Origin of the sequence: Pseudoalteromonas sp. SG45-3, from assembly GCF_014164075.1 — a bacterium.
GTDB classification, from domain to species: domain Bacteria; phylum Pseudomonadota; class Gammaproteobacteria; order Enterobacterales; family Alteromonadaceae; genus Pseudoalteromonas; species Pseudoalteromonas distincta.
Genome location: NZ_JACJEN010000003.1, coordinates 273,484 through 290,333 on the forward strand (window position 1 = coordinate 273,484; position 16,850 = coordinate 290,333).

The window sequence follows — 16,850 nt, forward strand, 5'->3', positions numbered from 1 at the left end:
ATGAGTGAGCAATTTAAAAACTACCCGCGCGATTTAATTGGTTATGGCCCTGATGTACCCCATGCAAATTGGCCCAATAAAGCACGTATTGCCGTGCAAGTTGTATTAAATTACGAAGAAGGCGGCGAAAACTGCGTGCTGCATGGTGATGCTGCGGCTGAAACGTTTTTATCAGAAATAGTCACTGCCCCGCATGTTGAAGACCGCCATATAAGCATGGAGTCTATTTACGAATATGGCTCACGCGCTGGCGTGTGGAGGCTACTGCGTTTATTTAAAAAATACGATATACCGGTCACCATTTTTGCAGTGGCGATGGCCCTTGAGCGCCACCCCGATGTAGCTAAAGCCTTTGTTGAAGCAGGGCACGAAATTGCAAGCCATGGCCTGCGCTGGATTAATTATCAAAATATAGATAAGCAAACCGAGCGCGAGCATATGCAACAAGCCATTGATGTAATTAAAAAGCTCACAGGTAAAAAGCCCAAAGGCTGGTACACAGGGCGCACAAGCCCTAACACAGCAGCCCTTGTGGTAGAAAATGGCTCGTTTTTATATGATGCCGACGATTACAGCGACGACCTACCTTTTTACAGTATTAAAGAAGGTAAACCACAGTTAATAGTGCCCTACACGCTTGATGTAAACGACATGCGCTTTGCAGCTGTTCAAGGCTTTAATGCAGGGGATCAGTTTTTTAATTACTTAAAAGATGCATTCGATACGCTATACGAGGAAGGCGACCCAGAAGGTGAAAACTCCCCTAAAATGATGTCGATAGGTTTGCATTGTCGCCTAATTGGCAGACCAGGAAGAATAAAAGCATTAGCACGGTTTTTAGAATATGCTCGCTCGCATGATCAGGTTTGGTTTGCCACACGTGAGCAAATAGCCGAGCACTGGCTTAAAACCCATCCGTATAAAAAAGCATAGTTTATATTTTTTAAAACATAAAAAAAGCCCAGCAATGCTGGGCTTAAAGTCACTTTAGGAGTAGTTAGTTAAATGAAACCGTAATGATGTTAGAACATACATTTTCAGTTACACATAATTGGTAATCGTACGATGGTAATGTAGCACCACGTACGTAGTCACGGTAACGACCTCTGTCAGCAGTAGTATCTACAAGCTCACCATTACGGTAAACACTTAGTGATTCAGCGCCAACACTTTCCCAACTAAGCTCTACACGCATAGTATCAAGGCGAGACTTATTAGCACGTTTTAAGGTAATTTCTAGCTCTACATCACTTACAACAACCGTTTGAGTTGATGTACTTGTATTGCCTTCACTGTCTGTTACCGTTAGTTCTACATCGTAATTACCTGATGCTGCATACACATGCATAGGGTTTTGATCAGATGATGTTGCACCATCGCCAAAGCTCCAGCTCCACTGTGTAATATCGTTATTTGAATCAGTGCTTGAATCAATAAAGTTAACTGTTAAGCCTTGTGTCTCAACGTCAAAACTAGCACGTGGTGGTTGTGGGCTAACTTCGCCAATAGCGCTTAGCGTTAATGACCAGCCATTAATTGTGCCGGTATCGGCTGCGGCAGTATCTTCTACTTGTAGTGTCCAATCGCCTGTAGCAACTTCGCCGTTAAATGATTCAGAAGTAAAGCTTCTAACTATGTCGTCGTTTGAGCCACCCACATTGCTTTGTAGCGTTACTTGTGTGCCTTGAGCAGATACTAACTTAACCACTAAGTCGCCTGAGTAAGTATGCGAAATATCTACATCAGCAGTAGTGCCAAATACTGTTAAGTCATCAGGAACATTAATTACTGACACTGCACCTACTGGCGAGTTATCAGGAATATCAACACTTGTGTTACTGCTGTAAGTAAAGTCGTTTAAACCAACAGGTTGAACCATTAATTTAACTGACTGCTCTTTAACAATATCAGCAGCTGTAGCTGTTACAGTAAGCTCGTATTCGCCCCACTGAGTGTTAGTATCGGTTTCAACATTTAGCATTACTTCATCGCCTGGGCGCGCTGTAAGCGATGATAAATAAGCGCCGCCTAATGTTGTTGATAACTCAAGCGTTACTTCTTCATCCCATTCGGCAATTGAACCAATTGTAAATGTGTAGTTTGTAGCTTGGCCTGCTTCAATTTGTTGCGTAAGTGGATCGGCTGATATTTTAAAGCCAGGTGTAGGGTCTGCATCAATAAGCGCTTGGTTAACATTAAGACGAGTACCTGCAACCGTTACACCTTGTAGCGCAGCATTTGCATCGCCAGAGTTCATTAGTAAATCTTTCAACTCTTGAGTGCTAAGCTCAGGATTAATTGACAACACTAACGCTGCAGCACCTGCTACATGTGGCGTTGCCATAGATGTGCCAGAGTAAGATGCATAGCTCTCACCTGGTGTAGTAGATAAAATAGCACTACCCGGCGCGCCCATATCAACGCTTGTTAAACCATAATGTGAAAACCATGAAATACCATCGGTTTGATCCGTACTTGCAACCGATAATACACTTGCGTTTTCGTAGTTAGATGGGTAATGCGGGTTAACATCGTTATCAATAGTATCGTTACCAGCTGCGGCTACAAAGAGTAAATCCGCCGCTTCGCTTGATGCAATTGCATCTGCTAGTGCTTGGCTGTAACCGCCACCACCCCAGCTATTATTTAATACGCGTAAGTTAACGCCTGAGTTTTTAAGGCTAACCATGTAATCAATACACTTAATAGCGTCTGATGTTGAGCCATTACCCGCAGCATCTAAAAACTTACAACCAACAAGTGATACTTCATGGTTAACACCTACAACTCCAATACCATTGCCACCACTTGCGCCAATAGTACCTGAAACGTGGGTGCCATGGCCTTCGTCATCCATAGGGTCGCCACTGTCAGTAATGGCATTTATACCATGCACGTCATCTATAAAACCGTTACCATCATTATCAATACCATCTCCTGGTATTTCGCTGCTATTTACCCACATATTGCTAGCTAAATCACTGTGGCTGTAATCAATACCCGTATCAATTACACCTACCACTACATCGCGGCTACCTGTCGAAATATCCCATGCTTCTACTGCATCAATATCAGCGTCTGCTGTACCACCCGTTTGGCCATCATTATTTAAGCCCCAAAGCTCATCAAAACGAGGATCATCTGGCGTACGTGCAATGCTTACTTGGTAATCAGGCTCTACATATTCAATAGCTTGATGAGACTTTAAAAGCGCAATTGCGTCTTTAGTACTCATTCCCGACACTTTAAACTTAGCTAAGCGACCTGAAAGTAAAGACGTATAGCTGTCATCAAGTTCATCTTTATTTAGATCAGTAATTTTAGCTTTAACTAATGAACGAGCCTGCTTACGCATTTCTTTCGTTGCATTACTTTTATATTTAACAATTATAGAATCACTGCTAGCAGTTACAGATTGCTTTACACCCACATCAGGAACTTTTGCAGCTGCTAAGCACGGAAGTAAGGCAAGAGTAATAATAGATAATTTTGTTTTCATTGTTCTATCCATAGTTTTGTTGGGTTAGCTTAGATGCTCTAAGCACGTTCTTTCACTATTTCGAGTACAAGGGATCACATGGCATACCCTAAGGAAACAACCAAACTAATCATTTAACAAGTTAAAAAATAAAAACGTTGTTAAAACCAACAATTTTGACCAGTTAAAGTATAAAAAAAACACTAAAGACAGACCTTTTAATGAAATTCACGCAAAGCCATTTACCTAATAAAGGGTCGGAGATTTTTACTGCTTTTAGATTGAATTAATAAAAAACCTCAACAACCGCACCATAACCCACTGAAAAATAAAAATTAAAAAATTGGTAAAAAATGATGATTTCAGAAAATACATTTGAGGAATACAGTAATTGGGTACTTAATAATTAACAGTTATTAAACGTAAGTTAAAAATAATGACAAAGCGTTTAGTGATAATTATTAACTACATCGAAAAATTTTACTTTAAGAGCTTTTCAAGCGGATCACAAAACATTATATCGGCACGGCATGCTGACACAGCAAATACCTTATAAAACCTATAAAATTTAAGGTGTTTGGTTTTAATATTTCAAGGAGAAAATAATGAAGTTGAACAAATCACTTTTAAGCTGCGCAGTTGCAATTGCAATCGGTACTAGCTTTGCTTCTTATGCAGATACTAACAACAAATCAGCATCAAGCTCAGAACTTGCTACCAACGTTTCTGTAGCAAGTGTTGAAAACTCAATGACTCTTATCCAAACTTTTAATGAAAATACTGCACTACTTACACAAGATGGTGATAGCAACACCATGCTTGTAACAACAACCGGTAATAATAACGAAACTGAAGTTGTGCAGAGCCAATTTGGTAATTATGCTGAAGTAATCACCACAGGTGACAACAACCTGCAAGTATACAGCCAAGATGGCGTTGCTAATGGTTTTATCTCTGAAGTGACTGGTAATAATAATATGTTATTTGTTTCACAATTTGGCCAAGGTTTTTTTGTAAATAATGAAGCGATTAATATTGTAACTGGTGATGATAATATTATTGATGTTGAACAAGGCACTGGTGGTCACTGGTTCTACAACATGGATATGCAAGGTAACGCAAATGAAATTACCTCACTGCAAACCGGTGAATGGCATGAAGCAGAAATTACGATGCTTACAGGCGACGAAAATACTCTTGATTTAGTTCAAGACGGTTATTGGAGTACCTTTAAAGTAAGTAGTTTACAAGGCAATGACAACGAGCTTGAAGTTGAACAAGTAGGTGATCGTAATGCTGTAGCATTTAGTGCAATTTCTGGTGATGCAAATGAAATTGAAATTGAGCAAGATGGCTTAACTAATGCGGTAACGTTTGCAACTGTAATTGGGGACGACAACCAAATAGATTTAGATCAAGAAGGTTCACTTAACACAATTGAATCAAACTTATTTGAAGGTTCTAATAATGAGGTTTCAGCAACACAAGTTGGCGCTGAAAACTTAATGACAGCCGATTTAATTGGTGACAACAACGAACTAACTTCAATGCAAAACGGTGATTTAAACGAAGCCTACATGGGTGTAATTGGTTCAGACAATGAATTTACATCAGCCCAAATAGGTGATTTAAACTCAATTCACTTAGCTAACTTTAACGGCTCTGGCAATGATGTTGATTTAGTACAAGCTGGCGATGAAAATGCCGTACTTGTTCAATCTTCATACCCAGATGTAACGCTTACATCTAACGATAATGACATCGATATTGCTCAAGACGGCTCTCAAAATGAAGCAATTGTTACCCTTGCTGGCATTTTAGATAGTAATAATAACCAAATTGATATTGCACAAAGTGGCACGTTAAACCTTATTGATATGATGGTTGAAGGCAATAACCACAGCATTGATATTTCACAAACAGGTGAAGGTAACTGGGTTACTGGCGTTGAACAATCAGCATTTTTAGTTGGTGGTGAAAACGTATCGTTTAGTGTTACTCAAATTGGTAACGACAATATTGTTGAAGGCTCAGTAATTGGCTTTGACAGCACTGTATCTGTTACCCAAATTGGTGATGGAAACGCAGCAACAATTACTCAAATGTAATTGTTGAGGTGGGGAGAGCGACCCTCTCCCCTTTTTAAATTATGAAAAAAAATATTAACTTTAATCGTTACCTACTCACACTTTTCCTATGTTTTTCTGGGGCAACTCATGCTGCGGATGAACTAGAAATAGATGGCTTATTACTTGATAGAAGTATTAGCCGCTTTGGTCATCAATTTTATTATGAATTTTCAAACTACTGGCGAGATCTCCCTTCAACAGCTGGTTTTAATATTGAAATAAAAGAAACCGTAATACCAAAAGCGGGTACACAACTTTCTTTAATAATGAATAACCAACTTGTTTACGCGACTTATTTAGGTCGCAGATTAGAACCCCTCGATGAACGTGTTGAGCAAGCTGTTTATACAGTAATAGATGCAATGGCTCGCTCAAACATGGCTGCATCAACACCAGATATGGCTAAAGATGGATGGTAAAATGAAAAAAATAGCCCTTATAATAATAACAATATTAAGCTTTTCAGCTTCCGCGACTGAAATAATTTACACCCCAATAAATCCAAGCTTTGGTGGTAATCCACTCAATGCAAATATGCTGCTGAGCAAAGCACAGGCTCAAAATAAGCACAAGGCTCCGGTAATCGAAAAAGGTTACGCTGAACAATTTCAAGACTCTTTAGAGCGCACTTACTTAAACCGCATGGTAAGAGAAATTACCGATATGGCTTTTGGTGAGGATATTGAAGATAGTATTTTTAATCAGGACTCAATTTTTATGAGTGGTGATTATCAAATTGAAGTTATAACCAGCACAACCGATTCTATTACAGTAAAAATAACAAACATATTAGATGACTCTGTTGTGATCATTGAAGTACCGAGGTTTGGATAATGTATAAACTACTAATAACAATAACATTACTGGGTTTGAGCGGCTGTACAAGTTTAGGTAAGCTTATTCCACCATCACAGCAAAAAGCAATTAGCCTAGAGCCAACTGAATTATTTGCAGACTTAAAAAACTTACCAAAACCTGTTGGCAGCATTCCGGTATCGGTCTACTCATTTAGAGACCAAACAGGTCAATACAAACCACAAACTAACGTTAGTTCGTTTTCGACTGCCGTTACACAAGGTGCTAATTCAATACTCGTACAAGCACTGCATGAATCTGATTGGTTTACACCTGTTGAGCGTGAAGGTTTACAAAACATTTTAACTGAGCGAAAAATTATTCGTGCAGGCCAAACTGATAACCCTAACCAGGCTGAGTTACCTCCACTTACCACAGCTAAAATCATTTTAGAGGGCGGTATTATAAGCTATGACACCAATGTAAAAACGGGTGGATTAGGTATGGAATACTTTGGTATAGGCGCATCTGAGCTTTACCGTGAAGATGCTATTTCAATTTATCTACGCGCTGTGGATGTTCGTACAGGCCAAGTGTTGCTTAGTGTGGCCACCAGCAAAAAAGTATTAAGCCAAGAGATGCGTGCAGGCTTTTTTAGATACGTAAGCTACAAACGTCTAGCTGAAGCTGAAGCCGGCTTTAGTGACAACGAACCTATGAGTATTTGTGTAACTCAGGCAATAGAAAAAGCACTGACAGACCTTATAACAAAAGGCATTGATAAAGGCTTATGGGCTAAAAAAGTGAGCTAATTACACAGGCCGTCATAACAAATAAAAAAGGCTACTAACAGTAGCCTTTTTTATAGGAGAAATTGAGATTATATATGCTATTTATTTAGCCATTGGTAATAAAACAGAAACGTAACGCTGAGCCCAATTCGCAAGTTCTACCCTGTTACGTGAGTTAGTTTTTTTAAACGCACTGTACAAATGTGTTTTTACAGTGTGGTCGCTAATGTTGAGCTTATCAGCAATTGTATTGTTACTCGCACCTTGTGCAATTAAATGAATAACGGACTTTTCTCGCTTTGTTAAATGATCGTAATCGTCCTGCTTTAATTCAATGTCGTCATGTAGGTTATTAAATGATGATGCCACGGCTAAAATGTCGTTAAAAGCTTTTGAAATTACTTTACGCGTAAACCAAAGCTCGCCAGTATCAACACGAACTAACCCTTTAAAAATATCTTCTGGCGCATCAGATTTATAAAAAACACCATTAAAATGGTTAAGCAATAAGTTTTGCTCGCACACATCTTCTTTATCAACATTAAAGATAACAACACTATGGTGTTTAGCTAAACAAATAAGGTCTGCGGGAATGAGATCTTGCCATTTGCTTTTAGCACCATCTATTAAAAACAAATCATAATTTGCACGCTGCTCAGCTTTAGGAATAACATCGTCCATTTTAATATCACCAAACAAGGCCTGTAGTGTTCTTAAAATAGCTGTGTAGTTGTGTGAATGAAAAGATGATTGAAATGTAGTTTTTACGAATACTGAGTTTTTATGGGGCATAAATTTCGTCCTTGAAACATTTACACTACATTACCTAAATCAAATACAACTTACAATGAGATTTTGGTATTAAATAAAGTTATCGTTTCTCATCCTAAAACAGATAAAAACCTATTAAATCAATACATAACCTGCATTACTTTTGTTTTAACAATTTTTTGTAAGATAAATAACAGATCGGATTAGTAGTTTAGTAATTTATAAAATCGAGTCGTTACGCCATTAGTCCAACCAAAACCCTGCTGTACTTGATATTCACCACCACCGGCTAAAACCGCTGGTGTGCACACATTGTATTTTTCGAGTAAGCACTTATTTACTGCAAAATTTTGCTCAACCATATTTACCCAATTTTGCATTATATGTGTACTCAATTGAGTAATACCGTAGTTATTAAGCCCTTTTACCGCAAGCCATTGGAGTGGAGCCCAACCATTTGGACTATCCCACTGCTGAGGCGTTTGAGTAATAGTTGTAACAATGCCACCCTCTTTTAAAAATTCATTGGCTAATATTGTAGCTACCTTGATTGCTTGCTCATTACTGGCTAAATTAACAAATAAAGCAGTAGTTGCCGCTGCACTAAGTATTGGAGATTGAGTCGTTGTACGGCAGTTATAATCAACAAAAAAACCGGTTGGTTCATTCCAAAGGTAAGTATTAATAAGTGCCTTGCGATTGCTGGCAAGTAATTGGTAATGCTCTGCTTGTTCACTATTGCCGAGCAATTGAAAGAATTTGCTTAATTGATTCTCTAAGTTATACATAAGGCAGTTTAAATCTATAGGAACAATATCAGTTGTTTGAATAGAGCTTAGTAAATTAGACTCACCAAGCCAACGAGAACTAAAGTCCCAACCCGACTCACATGCAGCGCGAATATTACGATAAAAATCAGATTTTTTCTCCTTCGCCAACCCTTCCGCTAGCGCTAAATCTTCACGCAATGACTCTGCTCTTGGCTCACTTACATCGTCCCAATAACGATTTAAAACACCACCACAAGGCATTCTTACTACCCGCTTTGAGCCCAATAAATCACTCGAAAGCAACTGCGCGTCTTGCATCCAAAATATATATTCTTTTTCAAGTGCTGCAACACACATAGCAAGCCATTGCGCATTAAGTGATTTGCTATGCGTATGTTCCCATAATAACTCGACCATGAGTGCTAAAACCGGTGGCTGCGAGCGTGATAAATAATAGCGACGGTTACCATTTGGAATACAACCATAATCGTTAATTAAATCGACAAAGTTAAGTAGCATATCTTCAACTACATCACCTTTATCTGCATCGATTAAGCCCAATGCTGTAAAATAACTATCCCAATAGTAAATCTCTTGAAAGCGCCCGCCAGGCACAATATAGCTGTGCTTTAGTGCTAGTAATGAATCTTGCTTCGGGGTATCCGCCTCTCTTCTAAGGCCACTCCATAACGAGTCTATATAATGTTTAACCGATGACGTATCAGCCTCAGTGCCCATTGCTAGCACTGGAGAAGTAATAAAGTGTGCGTTTACAAACTCACTAAGCTGCGTATTAGTTAAAGGCGCTAATTGTTCATACCTTTTACATGCACTTTGCCAATTAACACGCGCAATTGCATCTGCGAATGTTTTACAGTCGCTAAATACATGCTGCATTTGAACATCTTTAAATAATTGGCTGTCAAAAAAACTCATAACTTTCCTTACTGTTAAGCTGTCGTTGCGTGTTGTGAGATAGCGTCGGTTCGTTTTTTGAAAAAAATCACGCTAATAAAAATCAAACTAATGGGAACCAAAGAAAGGTAAAACGCATGCTGGCCACTAAAGTGCTCAAATACATAACCAGTTATTATTGAGCCTGTTGTTCCACCAAGTGCTGAAAAAACTACAATTAAGCCAGTCATAGCGGCATGACGATGTTTTTCAAGAGCGCTGAGCATAACTGAGTTAAGTACCGGATAAATAGGCCCCATGAAAAAGCCAATCAACGGTAAAATAAATGCAGCAAGTGGTGCATCAAATAAGCTAATTACTGTATTTTCAGTAACATTCTCAGTAAGCGGTAGGGTAATAAGTATGAGGCCGGCCATCGCAATTAAACAACTGCTCAATACAACAAACCAGTGAATGTGTTTAAGTACTTGCCCTGCGACTAAGCGCCCAAATGCAAGTGCCGCAGCAAAAATACTGGCCAGCTGAATACTAATAGCTATAGGAAGTTTTAAAACTTCATTATTGAATGTGGGTAGCCAAGTACCTACGCCCTGCTCAATTAATACGTATAAAAAAGCACTAATTATAAATATGAGTACCAACGGTTGATATGTTAGCTTAAGCATGGCGATAAAATCGAACCAACAGGAGCGTTTAGTTTTACTTATAATGGCGGGCTTTATAGGCGCAGCAATTACGCTCGCTATAACGATTAGGGCCAGAGCTGCTAGCAAGTAATAAACGTTGAGCCACGCGGTTGAATCGTTTGGATCTATAAAAGCAGTAAAAATCCAATAGCCACTTAACACACCAACCATGAAAATGCCCTCAATGGTGTTTAACAATGAAGAGTGGCTATTTGCATCATCTGTCACTTGGCCGATAATAGAGTAAACCGACACTTTAACCACAGCAAAGCCACAACCAATGGCGGCAAATAAAATTTTAAACGCATAAAAGTCACTAATTAAAGCCGTACTTACACAAGCAAGGGCAACAACAGTAAGTGCCCCAAGCATGGCCAGTTTATAGCCTAGGCGAGGAATAAACGAAGCCACTACAAATGACATTATCGCAATGGATAAATCTTTAAACCCCTCAAGCACTGAAGCTTCTGTTTTACTTACCCCAAGGGTATTTATTGCCTGCAAAATAACGGTGCCCACGCTATTTAACAAAATAGCGAAAATAAAGTAACTTGCTGCAATTGCCAGTGTGACTTTTGTTTTACTCATAATTGCCCTCGCTTTACAGCGTTATTTAAACGCTATAACGACCTTTATTGTATGCCCATAACGAGTGCATACACAGTGTGTGTTTATATCAGTGAGGTTTGAGTTTAGTTTAGAATAGCCCTTAATGCAATCGTTTGCATTTTAAATTTAACATTAACTCAACATGATTTATAAACTATCTTTTACTTGATTGGCGGGTAATCAGTTCAATATCAATTACTTGTGATTCAACTTTTTCACCAGCTAGTTGCTGCATCAACTTTTGAACTAATAGCGTGGCTGCGTACTGTGTGTTTTGTCGGATAGTTGATAATGAAGGGTGGCTAATGTCGGCCATAGCAATATCATCAAAACCTACTAGAGCGACATCATTAGGAATGCTTACATAACGCTCTTTTAAGGCTTTCATGGCACCTAAGGCAACCATATCACTACATGCAACTATAGCATCAAAATAAAGACCTTTTTCACGCAGTAATTGGTTAATTGATCGATACGCTGAGCTACTTGTAATATCAATAGATACAACATGTTGCTCTAATTTATGGGATGCTAATGCGGCAGAGTACCCTCTATGACGCTCACTAATTTCACCATGTTCTGGGTCGCCTAAAAATACAATGTTTTTAGCTCCGTGCTCTATTAAATGCGTTGTTGCTTGCAAGCCTCCCAAGTAATTATCACTTCCTACAATGGGGTAGTTGCTAGGTGTTTTAGGGTCTCCCCATACCACCAGCGGAATACCTGCGTTAGCTGCATTTTCTATATTGGTTTGGTTTTTACCTTGACCTACAACAATAATACCGTCTGCACGGCGGCTATTAATAAAATAATTAGCCCAATCGTCTTGCGCCATGATTGAATTAGATAGTAAAAGCTCTAACCCTTGCTGATTAAGTGCAAGATTAATTTCGCTCACTACTTTAAGTAAAAACGGATCGCTAATCGACTGCTCTGTTTGTTCGTCAAGGTTAATTATAACCGCAACTACATTGGTTTTTTGTGTCCGCAACCGACTTGCAGCCGTATTAAGACTAAAATTATGCTCTTTAGCTAAGCGCTGAAGTTTATCGCGGGTTTCTTGCTTAATTAGCGGATTATCATTAAGCGCACGCGAAACTGTAGAGGTAGACACGCCTGCTATTTTCGCTAAATCAGTTAATTTAATTTTTTTGTTATTCATGATCTTCCTAAATAGTCGCTTACCACTGATCAATACAATTATCTAACTCGCTGACAATATAGCATTATTATTTTTTGCTGGCGCGAACAACGACCTAAAAAGTGTTTAACATATAAATAAGCTCAATAAATAAACTATATAAATTCATAAATAATTTACAAATAAATATTGCAAACGTTTGCATTTATCTCTAAGGTTTCATTATACACAGCCTATTTACAATGATTTTTAGTAAAAAGGCTGCTGAAATACACTGTTTAATACACTAAAAACGGGATCACACACATGAAAATCAATAAAGCAAAAAGTACATTAGCGTGTGCAATTACTTTAGCGCTTAGCACTCAATGCGCATTTGCAGCAGAGCAAACACAAGAAAACCAGAAAGTTGAGCGCATTGTGGTATCGGGAACACCTACGGGTGTTGGAGTTAGAAAGATAGATGCCAGCTATGCGGTAACTAATATCGATAGCGAACAAATTATTAAACTGTCTCCAAAAAGCACCGCTGACTTGTTTAAAGCAATACCTGGTGTTTGGGTAGAAAGCTCAGGTGGTGAATCGGGCGCTAATGTATTTGTTCGTGGTTTTCCTGGTGGTGGTGATGCCCCATTTTTAACACTCAGTATTGAAGGCTCACCTATTTATCCTGCTTCAACATTGTCATTTTTAGAGAACTCATCAATGTTTCGTATTGATGAAACCATTGAGACAGTAGAAGCCCTGCGTGGTGGACCTAATCCTGTTTTATCTAACGGACAACCAGGATTAACAACCAATTTTAGATTAAAACGTGGTGGCGAAGAAACAGAAGGCTTATTTAAATACACAACTTCTGATTACGACTTACAGCGAGTTGATGCTGTGATGAGTGGTGAAATTACTGACGATTTATACTTTATGGTTGGCGGTTACGTAAAAAGCTCACCGGGTATTCGTGATGCGGGCTTTACTTCTGAAAAGGGTAGCCAATTTACAATCAACATTACTAAAGATTTAGACAACGGTGAGCTTAACTTTTATACCCGCCAAACAGACGATCACGGTGCATGGTACTTACCAACACCCCTTAATGTTGATGGTATTGACGCAGAATATACGCAACTTGGTACGCTAAATCGTCAAGCAACAATATTTACAGGCCCCGATGCACAAGCACTTGATATTGACCTAGGTGATGGCCGAGGATGGGACGGCCATGTTTCGGGCGGTAGTATTAAGCTAGAGCTAAAAGGTGGTTGGCATTTTTCAGATCGCTTTAACATTACCAAAGGCGATGCAAATACCTACGGTTTAGTACCTAGTGGCTCAGCAACAACGGTTGGAGCAGTTGCTGATAACGGCCAAACTGCATTTGGAGCAGTTACAAACACTGAATACGCAAGCGATACCCCAGTCCAACAACTTGGTCGATGGGTAGTACTTAAAGAAATCAGCTCATTTACTAATGATTTAGCTTTTTCGAAAAAATTTGGCGACCTATCAACAACCTTTGGATATTACACTGCAAGTACTTCAGCAAAAGATTGGTGGAGCTTAGGTAACACTGCATACCATGTACTTGAATCAGGTGGCGAAGCATTGGCTGGGATTGAATGTAATCAAAACACCGATGGTTGTGATTTTAACTACGACATAAGCTCAACAGGTGATGCGCGCACTAACGCGTTTTATGTCACCGGTGAATACAAATTTGCTGATGCGTTTACACTTGATGTTGGCGTACGTCAAGAAAACCACGAAGTAGAATACAGTGTAGATGAGGGCCTTGACGGTATTATTACTAAAACCGTTAGCTATGATGAAAGTAAAACATCGTGGACTACAGGGTTAAACTATTCAATTAATGATGATATGGGTGTGTTTGCCCGTGTTAACCGTGGTTATAAAATGCCTTACTTTGATGACTTTAGAGATAACTTTGATGCTTACGAAGGCGGCGAAAAGCTTATTAAAGAAATAACTCAAGGCGAGCTTGGCTATAAGTTAATTACTGAATCAACCGACTTTTATGCAACCGTATTTGTAAATGAAGTTAAAGGCGACACATTTGTAAGACGACCTGGCGTACCAGCAGAAATTTTAACAAACGAAGCATACGGTATAGAGCTTGATTACAACTTTAATCATGATTCTGGTTTTTCTGTTAATTTAAATACGACATTACAAAATGCTGAAATTACAGAGAGCCCAACAAACGATGGTAACCAGTCGCAGCGCCAACCAAAATGGCAAGTACGTATAACGCCAAGTTACGATTTTGAGCTACAAGGTATGTATGCAACTTTATACGGTACGCTTTCAGCGGTTGATGATCGCTTTGGCAATAACGAAAACACTGTAACACTCGATGGCTACGAAAAAGTTGATTTAGGTTTAATATTAGAACCAATGGAAGGCATCAAGCTTCAAGTAGCAATAGATAACTTAACGGATGAGCAAGGCATTACAGAAGGTGATCCACGTAATGCTGATGCACCAAATGGTCGTTACATTATGCCTCGTACAACGCGCTTTAGTGTAAGTTACGCGTTTTAAATAAAATACAATATAAAGGGAGCATTCGCTCCCTTTCACTTTAATTAACCTAAACAAATGAATTTAAAGGCTAAAGTGAATTACTCAATACTCGCTTTTAATTTATTAAGTGCATTTACCGAAAAACCTCGGTCATAAAAATATAAAATTTCGCCGCTGCTATTTATAAGTACCACACGAGAGTTATTTGGGCTTTGATTACCTGTAAACTTTTGAACTGTCTCGCCATCTTTATAAATAGTGATTACCCCACCCCATAATTCTTTAGGGATGCCTTTGCGCATACCGCTGTCTATAAATGTGCTAAACATACGTGGTGCCATGCCGGCAATGGTTGGTAGTTCGTATGTAGGGAGCGTTACGCCCGCCATATCTAAACCAATTAACCAACGGTCTATATCAAACTGGCTGTCTTGCTTGTACCCAATGAGCAGTAGTGTTTTATCTGCTTGAAAATCACTAGGTATAGTTACCATACTTTGCTCTAAGCTTTCGCCACTAATGCTTGGGAACTGCTTACCTGTTAATTGCTGGTTTGGGTACTGTGTTGTACATGCGCTAAGTAGTAAAAGTGCAAAAGCACTTAATGTTAATTTGATCATAATAAACCTAATATTTATAAATTTCATACCGATACGTTTAGTATGGCAGCTGAGATCTAAAAATGCTGACTAGTTATATAATTTTTAAATTTAGACGCAGTCATGGGCTTACCGTACTTCCAGCCTTGTCCGTAATGCACACCCGCTGTTTTTAAAATGGCTTCTTGCTCAGTGGTTTCAATTCCTTCTGCTACACAGGTATAATTAAACTTATGCACAAGTTCCATAATATTTGGGATCATAGAGGCTTTTAAGCCCTCAGTTGTTATATCTTGAACAAACGTACGATCAATTTTAAGTTGATGAAAGCTCAAATTTTGTAAATTTCTTAAATTCGAATAACCCGTACCAAAGTCATCTAATGATAAGTTAAATCCCGATTCAACCAAGGTTCTAAAATGAGCATGCGCGATGCTTGTATCAAGGTATTCGTCTTCAGTTATCTCTAAACAAATAATAAAGCGTGAATTGGTAAGCTCTGTAATTTGTGGCAGCAACGACACGTTACCCAGCTCTACATCACACGGAAATATATTAAGCGACACTTTAAAGCCTTCAGGCAATACCTCTATAGAAGTTAACTCTTTGATTGTGGTGGCAATCATGGCCTCAGTAAAAGTCCAGGTTAAATTGTTTTTTCTAATAACCGGAATAAACTCATCTGGAAATAAAACACCGTACTTATCTTCAAAACGTGCAAGTACCTCGCAACCAATCAGCTTGCCACTTTGCAAACAAATAATAGGCTGGTAAGTCCAATAAAATGATCCCTTTTTGAGTCCTTTACGAATACGCTGATTAATAGAGCGACGTGCAGCAATTCTTGCATCAACTATTAACGCACTCGATATTCCCGCTAAACAGGTTAAAATTAACGAAATTATTAGTAATAAGTGGTTATTAGAAAAAAACAGACTCCAAGGTAAGTGCACTACCACACAATATTGGCTACTTGCAGAACTGCAAACTAAATTAGTTTCGTAAGGAAAGAAAACATTGTTTTTTACTTGAAGGTAGAGATCCTCTTTACCTGCTAAATGATGCAAAGTATTTGGTGTTTTATAAACAACTTCCCAATCTGGCACAGTAATGCCAATGTTGGTAAAGGGAGTACTCTGCATAATTAAATTATAGTCCCCTTGTCTGACTATAATTACCTCCATAGGGCGCTCACTAAATAATAATAGATAAAGCTCTGGCTCAAAACGAACCCTCACCTGTTCATCATCTCGAATAAAGTCAGGCTGTTTGTCGTTAATTGGTTTACTTAATAAGCCTGCACCCGTAGTACAAACTAGCTGATTATCTTTAAAAAAACCTATATCAATTACATATTTTGCGTCAAATAAAGCTCGGCGCATCTCAAGAAGAGTTGTGTTGTCACACTGTTTAAACGCAAGCTTATTTAATGGGGTAAGTATTCGACGCCGCTCTGCAATTGCACCTTCTACATGAGTGAGAATATACTCAGCATCTGACTTTGTTTGTGCTGTTAATTGCTGCGCTGCAAAATTGAGTAAAATTATACAGCCAGTTATAAAAACTAACACTCCGGTTAGAACGGCTATAATAGATTTTTGTTGGTACTTTTTCATAGCATCTCG

General features: G+C 38.7%; 13 protein-coding genes. 6 read left to right on the forward strand and 7 right to left on the reverse strand.

Going from position 1 to position 16,850, the window contains the following annotated elements; all coding sequences use genetic code 11:
- A complete protein-coding gene (puuE, locus tag H5126_RS05715) occupies positions 1–933 on the forward strand; it encodes an allantoinase PuuE (RefSeq protein WP_182719962.1) in 933 nt (310 codons plus the stop codon).
- A gap of 64 nt (positions 934–997) precedes the next feature.
- Here puuE and H5126_RS05720 read toward each other — a convergent pair whose 3' ends face one another.
- Complete coding sequence (locus H5126_RS05720) at positions 998–3,499, reverse strand: S8 family serine peptidase (RefSeq protein WP_182719963.1); 2,502 nt, start codon at positions 3,497–3,499, stop codon at positions 998–1,000.
- Between the two features lie 584 nt (positions 3,500–4,083).
- Here H5126_RS05720 and H5126_RS05725 point away from each other — a divergent pair.
- Genes H5126_RS05725 through H5126_RS05740 form a run of 4 tightly spaced genes read left to right on the forward strand, consistent with a single transcriptional unit; the run spans position 4,084 to position 7,214 of the window.
- Positions 4,084–5,586, forward strand: coding sequence for a curlin (locus H5126_RS05725; protein WP_182719964.1), 1,503 nt, complete (start codon positions 4,084–4,086; stop codon positions 5,584–5,586).
- Positions 5,587–5,627: 41 nt separating this feature from the next.
- Entirely contained in the window at positions 5,628–6,026 is a 399-nt protein-coding gene (locus H5126_RS05730; RefSeq protein ID WP_024595596.1) for a curli production assembly/transport protein CsgE, read from the forward strand.
- Positions 6,016–6,441, forward strand: coding sequence for a curli assembly protein CsgF (locus H5126_RS05735; protein WP_024595597.1), 426 nt, complete (start codon positions 6,016–6,018; stop codon positions 6,439–6,441). Before H5126_RS05730 ends, H5126_RS05735 begins: the two co-directional genes overlap by 11 nt.
- Positions 6,441–7,214: a CsgG/HfaB family protein gene (locus tag H5126_RS05740; RefSeq protein ID WP_182197166.1), complete on the forward strand. Its 774-nt coding sequence runs from the start codon at positions 6,441–6,443 to the stop codon at positions 7,212–7,214. The genes H5126_RS05735 and H5126_RS05740 overlap by 1 nt, the downstream gene beginning before the upstream one ends.
- Before the next feature lie 81 nt (positions 7,215–7,295).
- On the opposite strand, the gene H5126_RS05745 is transcribed toward H5126_RS05740, so the two are convergent.
- The 4 genes from H5126_RS05745 to H5126_RS05760 all read right to left on the reverse strand — a co-directional run bounded on the left by H5126_RS05745 (position 7,296) and on the right by H5126_RS05760 (position 12,106).
- Positions 7,296–7,985, reverse strand: a complete 690-nt coding sequence (locus tag H5126_RS05745) for a LuxR C-terminal-related transcriptional regulator (RefSeq protein WP_024595599.1) — start codon at positions 7,983–7,985, stop codon at positions 7,296–7,298.
- Positions 7,986–8,167: 182 nt separating this feature from the next.
- Complete coding sequence (locus H5126_RS05750) at positions 8,168–9,670, reverse strand: trehalase family glycosidase (RefSeq protein ID WP_182719965.1); 1,503 nt, start codon at positions 9,668–9,670, stop codon at positions 8,168–8,170.
- A 14-nt stretch (positions 9,671–9,684) separates the two neighbouring features.
- Entirely contained in the window at positions 9,685–10,923 is a 1,239-nt protein-coding gene (locus tag H5126_RS05755; RefSeq protein ID WP_182711757.1) for a sugar MFS transporter, read from the reverse strand.
- A gap of 175 nt (positions 10,924–11,098) precedes the next feature.
- On the reverse strand, positions 11,099–12,106 hold the full coding sequence (locus H5126_RS05760) for a LacI family DNA-binding transcriptional regulator (RefSeq protein WP_182719966.1): 1,008 nt from the start codon (positions 12,104–12,106) through the stop codon (positions 11,099–11,101).
- Between the two features lie 285 nt (positions 12,107–12,391).
- Between H5126_RS05760 and H5126_RS05765 the strand changes: the two genes are divergently transcribed.
- Entirely contained in the window at positions 12,392–14,644 is a 2,253-nt protein-coding gene (locus tag H5126_RS05765; RefSeq protein ID WP_182719967.1) for a TonB-dependent receptor, read from the forward strand.
- Positions 14,645–14,724: 80 nt separating this feature from the next.
- On the opposite strand, the gene H5126_RS05770 is transcribed toward H5126_RS05765, so the two are convergent.
- Together H5126_RS05770 and H5126_RS05775 are read right to left on the reverse strand one after the other, a co-directional pair.
- Positions 14,725–15,246, reverse strand: a complete 522-nt coding sequence (locus H5126_RS05770; protein WP_182719968.1) for a hypothetical protein — start codon at positions 15,244–15,246, stop codon at positions 14,725–14,727.
- A gap of 56 nt (positions 15,247–15,302) precedes the next feature.
- Positions 15,303–16,841, reverse strand: a complete 1,539-nt coding sequence (locus H5126_RS05775; RefSeq protein WP_182719969.1) for an EAL domain-containing protein — start codon at positions 16,839–16,841, stop codon at positions 15,303–15,305.
- Between the last annotated feature and the right edge of the window lie 9 nt (positions 16,842–16,850).

Bases quoted from the DNA above. Each gene is read 5' to 3' on its own strand.
- H5126_RS05725 (WP_182719964.1), top strand. From the start codon at position 4,084: ATGAAGTTGAACAAATCACTTTTAAGCTGCGCAGTTGCAATTGCAATC.
- H5126_RS05765 (WP_182719967.1), top strand. From the start codon at position 12,392: ATGAAAATCAATAAAGCAAAAAGTACATTAGCGTGTGCAATTACTTTA.
- H5126_RS05745 (WP_024595599.1), bottom strand. From the start codon at position 7,985: ATGCCCCATAAAAACTCAGTATTCGTAAAAACTACATTTCAATCATCT.
- H5126_RS05770 (WP_182719968.1), bottom strand. From the start codon at position 15,246: ATGATCAAATTAACATTAAGTGCTTTTGCACTTTTACTACTTAGCGCA.
- H5126_RS05730 (WP_024595596.1), top strand. From the start codon at position 5,628: ATGAAAAAAAATATTAACTTTAATCGTTACCTACTCACACTTTTCCTA.
- H5126_RS05775 (WP_182719969.1), bottom strand. From the start codon at position 16,841: ATGAAAAAGTACCAACAAAAATCTATTATAGCCGTTCTAACCGGAGTG.
- H5126_RS05755 (WP_182711757.1), bottom strand. From the start codon at position 10,923: ATGAGTAAAACAAAAGTCACACTGGCAATTGCAGCAAGTTACTTTATT.
- H5126_RS05735 (WP_024595597.1), top strand. From the start codon at position 6,016: ATGGATGGTAAAATGAAAAAAATAGCCCTTATAATAATAACAATATTA.
- puuE (WP_182719962.1), top strand. From the start codon at position 1: ATGAGTGAGCAATTTAAAAACTACCCGCGCGATTTAATTGGTTATGGC.
- H5126_RS05740 (WP_182197166.1), top strand. From the start codon at position 6,441: ATGTATAAACTACTAATAACAATAACATTACTGGGTTTGAGCGGCTGT.
- H5126_RS05750 (WP_182719965.1), bottom strand. From the start codon at position 9,670: ATGAGTTTTTTTGACAGCCAATTATTTAAAGATGTTCAAATGCAGCAT.
- H5126_RS05720 (WP_182719963.1), bottom strand. From the start codon at position 3,499: ATGAAAACAAAATTATCTATTATTACTCTTGCCTTACTTCCGTGCTTA.
- H5126_RS05760 (WP_182719966.1), bottom strand. From the start codon at position 12,106: ATGAATAACAAAAAAATTAAATTAACTGATTTAGCGAAAATAGCAGGC.